Consider the following 4,792-nt stretch of genomic DNA (forward strand, 5'->3'; position numbering starts at 1 on the left):
CGCCAGCGTCGTCAGCGCCGTCGTCTTCCAAAGATGCCTGGCGATTTGCGAACGGCGATAGCCAGCGCGAATGTGGAAATCCTCCCCACGCGCCGCTATCTCACCAACTTGCCGAGAAGTCTCGGTAGTTCCCATCCCTGGCGAGTCCTTCGGGGACTACACGCGCCCCGTGTAGATTCTTACTCGAATTCTATTGTATAGCGAGTCCTGGCCGATCCGATTTCTAGAGCTTTCCTGCAAAATTGCTCGCTGTGTCTGAAAGGCCACAGTAATTTCGCCGGCTTGCTTGCCTCCGGCTCGGCTTTCGGAACAGTCGCGAGTGTTGTATCAAGCCATGCTCGGGAGAATACCGGGGCGCGGCGAGGAAACATGCAAGGCATCCGGCAAAACAACATGGCACTTACTTTAGACAAGTCTAATTTACTTGGCGTGGCCGCGGGGCTGGCCGCCCTGTGGCTTGGTCTGGCCGCCGGCCCAGCCCTTGCCGAAGATGCCAAGCCGGCCCAGCCAAAGCCGGCTGAAACCAATGCAAAACCGGCCGATGCCAATCCGTGGGCGGTGAACTGCTCCTCCGGTTCGGCGACCACCGAGCTTCAGTGCCAGGTGTCGCAGAACCTGACCGAGGCCAAGACCGGGCAGCGCGTGCTGACCGTGACCGTGCGCCGCGACAACGGCAATGGCAGCCTCGCCATGCTGCTTGCCCTGCCGCACGGCCTGTTCCTGCCGTCCGGCGCCTCCTTCCAGATCGACCAGGGCCAGAAGACGACGATTGCCATCCAGACCAGCGACCAGAACGGCGCCTATGCCGCCACGCCGTTGTCGGCGGATCTCATCAAGGCCATGAAGTCCGGGACCAATCTGAACATCGGCATGGAATCGGTCACCCGCAAGCCGGTCACCATCCCGGTGTCGCTGGCCGGCTTCACCGCCGCCGTCGCCAAGCTGGAATCGATCAAGTAGCTGCTGTCAGCGGCTTGATTGTGCGCACCCGGAATGCTCCGTTGCCGCTTCGGACAGTGGAGAAACCCATGACAGGCTTTGTCGATCGCCAGCGCGCGGCGCAACTGATGGACCGCGCCGGCATCGAGGCGCTGGTGCTGTGCGCGCCTGAGGCCTTCCACTATGCGACCGGAGCCTCGATCGGGCCGTCGGGACTGTTCCGGCGCGCCGGCGCCGGCTTCGTCGTCATCCCGGCTGGCCAAGACTTGCCGGTGGGCGTCGTGGTGGCGGATTTCAATGCGGGACAGCAGCAACTGGCTCTGTCGGATGCCGTCATCCGCAGCCACCCGATCTGGATCGAAACCGCCACGCTTGACGCCTCGACCGCAGGGCAAGGGCTGGCGCAACGCGTCGAGGCCGGCCTTGCCTCGTCTGGCCGGGCGCCTGGTTTTTCCCGGCCGGCAACATTCGAACTTGCCCGTTCCGTCCGCGAACTGAAGGAGATCCTGAGCGGGTTCGGACTTGAGCGCGCAAGGATCGGCGTCGATCTCGATTTTATTCCCGCCGCCGATCTCTCGGTCATGCAGGCGCTGCTGCCGGGCTGCACGATGGTCGACGGCTCGGCCGTGCTCGACAGGTTGCGGGCCATCAAGTCGCCGCGCGAGATCGATCTGCTCCAGCAAGGCATCATCCTGTCGGAAGCCGGGCTGGAGCGGCTGCAGGTCGATGCCATGGCCGGCATGCGTCAGGGCGATCTCATTGCCCTCTATCGGCAAGGCGTCGCCACGGCCGCGTCCGGCCTGTCCCATCCGGTCGCCACAGCCGAATATGTGACGCTGGGCGCGAAGGCCAAAAGCACCGATGCGAAAGCCATGCCTGGCGATCCGCTGAAGTGCGACATGGTCTGCACGGTCGGCGGCTACGCCTCCGACATGTCGCGCAACTTCACCTTCGGATCGCCATCCGCCGAGCAGGCCGAACTGCACGCGATCGCCGAGCGGGCCTTTGACGACGGGCTGGCAGCGCTTGTTCCGGGAGCCACGCTCACCCACGTGCATCGCGTCGCCACCGACAGCCTGGCGCGGCAAGGGCTGCGCACCTACCGCCGCGGTCATTTCGGCCATGGCGTCGGCCAGTCGGTCTTCTCGGAGCAATGGCCGTTCATCGCCGCCGATAGCGATGTCGTCATCGAAGCCGGCATGGTGCTGGCCTTCGAGATCCCGCTCTACATAGACGGCCTCGCCAGCTTCAATCTCGAGGATCAGTTCCTGATCACACCGGACGGGGCTGTCGCCATGAACCGCTTGCCGAGACGGCTGGAGAGGATTGGGTAGCGAGGGCGTGGTCGTTTTTCAAAGATAGCGCTCTACGGCGCCCCCCTCTGCCCTGCCGGGCATCTCCCCCTCAAGTGGGGAGATTGACTGTTTCGGCGTCGGTCTTCGTCTTCAACGTCGAATATTGGCGAAGGTGGTCGTAGCAGCCGATCTCCCCACTTGAGGGGGAGATGTCCGGCAGGACAGAGGGGGGCGCCACGGAACTCGGTGGTGAGGTGGCCAGCACCTAACCACTCACCGGTGGCCGCCGATCGCTCCACGGCATCTCCTGCTCCAGCTGCGCCGACGCGGCCAGCACCGTTGCCTCGTCACCGTAGCGGCCGACCAGTTGCACGCCGATCGGCACGCCGTCTTTCGACCAGCCGAGCGGCAGCGAGATCGCCGGCTGGCCGGAGATGTTGAAGGGGAACGCAAACACCGAATCCGCCCACTTGGCGTTGTAGCGGTCGATGTCGGTTTCCGACATGTCGTAATAGCCGAACGGACGCGGCAGCTGCGTCAGGGTCGGGGTGATGAAGATATCGTAGGCGCCGAGGTCGCCGACGATGTCGCGGCCGACCTGCCTGAGCTGCTCGACATCGGAGATGTGCCTGGTGCCGCTGGTCGAGCGGCCGCGCTCGATGATTGCCCAAGTCACCGCCTCGACATCGCCTGGCGTCACCGGCCGGCCGATCACCGTCTCAAGGTAGTCGAACGTCGCCGCCGTCTGCACGCAGGTCATGTTGGTGTAGGTCTTCCACACAGCGTTCGCGTCGAGCGGCATATCGTGCTCCTCGACGTCGTGGCCGAGCCGCTCGAGCGCAGCCACGGTTGCCAGCACCGCCGCCTTCACCTCCGCATCGATCGCCGTGCCGTTGGGTGGCGTGACGGAAAAGCCGATGCGCAGCTTCTTTGGCGCCCGTGCCGACAGGCTGAGCCAAGAACCATCGGGCACCGGCGGCGTATAGGGGTCGCCCGGCAGCGCGCCGGCAACCGCGTCGAGATAGGCCGCCGTGTCGCGCACGGTGCGCGAGCAGCACAGGAAGTACGCGCCGCCATACCAATAGTCGCCGAACGGCGCGAGGCTGACGCGGCCGCGCGACGGTTTCAGCCCGACGATACCGCAGCAGGAGGCCGGAATGCGGATCGAGCCTGCACCATCGCTGGCCTCGGCGATCGGCACCATGCGCGAAGCGATGGCCGCGGCAGCGCCGCCGCTCGAGCCGCCGGGCGTGATGCCTTCCTTCCACGGGTTCTTGGTCACACCGTAGAGTTTTGGTTCGGTGGTGATCGACCAACCGTTCTCCGGCGCGTTCGACTTGCCGACCAGCACCAGCCCGGCCGCCTTCATGCGGCGAACGACCTCGGTGTCGAAATCGGCAACGACATCCCTGAGGTAGAATGAGGAGTTGGTGTTCGGTGCCCCGGTCCAGGACGAGGCCAGCTCCTTGAGCAGGAACGGCACGCCGGCGAAGGGCGCTGATGTGTCGATTGTCTCGGCCTGGGCGCGCGCCATGTCGTAGAGGCGATGGATGACCGCATTGAGCGTCGGGTTGAGCCGCTCGACCAGCGTGATCGCCGCCTCCACCAGTTCCCCCGGTGAAACGTCGCCCCGCTTCACAAGTGCCGCAAGGTCGAGCGCGTCGGACTCGGCATAGGTTTTCAGCAGACTTTCGGTGACCATGTCTCTCTCCCGTCGTTCGTTGATCTTGCCAACGTTGGCGCCGCCCCTCAGCCGCCTGCCGGCACCTTCTCCCCGTATAGTGACGGGGAGAAGGGAGACGCTCCAACGCTGACGACCCCCTCTCCCCGTTCTTCACGGGGAGAGGGTAAGGGTGAGGGGCAGCGCCGGCCTGAAACGATTGCCGCCAGCAGCCGGATTGCGTCAGGCCAGGTCGATGGTCCGCCCGAGTGCGATGCTCTGTTCAGCGGCCAGCACGATGCGCAGGCTGTTGACCGCCGCATCCATCTGCTCGGTGAGGTCGAGATCCTCGCGGATGGCGCGCAGGAAGAAGGCCTGCTCGCGGTCGCAGAGCTCCTGGTGGCCGGGCTCGTCCTCCATGCTGACGATCTCGTCGGGCTTCGAGAAATTCTTGTCGCCGTCGACCTGAGCATAATGGATCTTCAGCGCATCGGTCTTGGTGTGGCGGTCGATGTCGGCGGAACTCGAAACCTCTGCAAGTTCGGCAGCATTGCTTGCCTGCTGGCCGGCGACGATCGACACCGCGCCCTTGGGGCCGACCACGTCCTTCACGAAATAGGCCGTTTCGCTCATCATTGGGCCCCAGCCCGCCTCGTACCAGCCGACCGAGCCGTCATCGAAGGTGACGTGCAGGTGGCCGTAATTCTGCTTGTCGGCTTCCGCCCAGAGCTTGGCGCCGATGCCATGCACGCGCACCGGCTTGGCGCCGGTCAGCTGGCACATGACGTCGACATAATGGACGCCGCAATCGACGATCGGGATCAGCGAATCGATCAGGTTCTTGTGCCAGTGCCAGGCGCTGCCGCTGCTCTGCTGGTTGAGGTTGAGCCGCATCACC

Annotated in this window: 4 protein-coding genes; 2 read left to right on the plus strand and 2 right to left on the minus strand. The window is 64.8% G+C overall.

The window, feature by feature from the left end:
* Positions 1-393: 393 nt before the first annotated feature.
* Positions 394-960 carry an invasion associated locus B family protein gene (locus EN893_RS19215; protein WP_236382972.1) on the plus strand — a complete coding sequence of 189 codons (567 nt, stop codon included), beginning with the start codon at positions 394-396 and terminating at the stop codon, positions 958-960.
* A gap of 68 nt (positions 961-1,028) precedes the next feature.
* Positions 1,029-2,273, plus strand: coding sequence for a Xaa-Pro peptidase family protein (locus EN893_RS19220; protein ID WP_128361702.1), 1,245 nt, complete (start codon positions 1,029-1,031; stop codon positions 2,271-2,273).
* A 226-nt stretch (positions 2,274-2,499) separates the two neighbouring features.
* On the opposite strand, the gene EN893_RS19230 is transcribed toward EN893_RS19220, so the two are convergent.
* A complete protein-coding gene (locus EN893_RS19230) occupies positions 2,500-3,936 on the minus strand; it encodes an amidase (RefSeq protein ID WP_127267338.1) in 1,437 nt (478 codons plus the stop codon).
* 201 nt (positions 3,937-4,137) lie between these two features.
* A partial coding sequence (locus tag EN893_RS19235; RefSeq protein ID WP_245490864.1) for a Gfo/Idh/MocA family oxidoreductase occupies positions 4,138-4,792 on the minus strand: 655 nt, incomplete at its 5' end.

The organism is Mesorhizobium sp. M7A.F.Ca.CA.004.04.2.1 (assembly GCF_004022825.1).
In the GTDB taxonomy this organism is placed as follows: domain Bacteria; phylum Pseudomonadota; class Alphaproteobacteria; order Rhizobiales; family Rhizobiaceae; genus Mesorhizobium.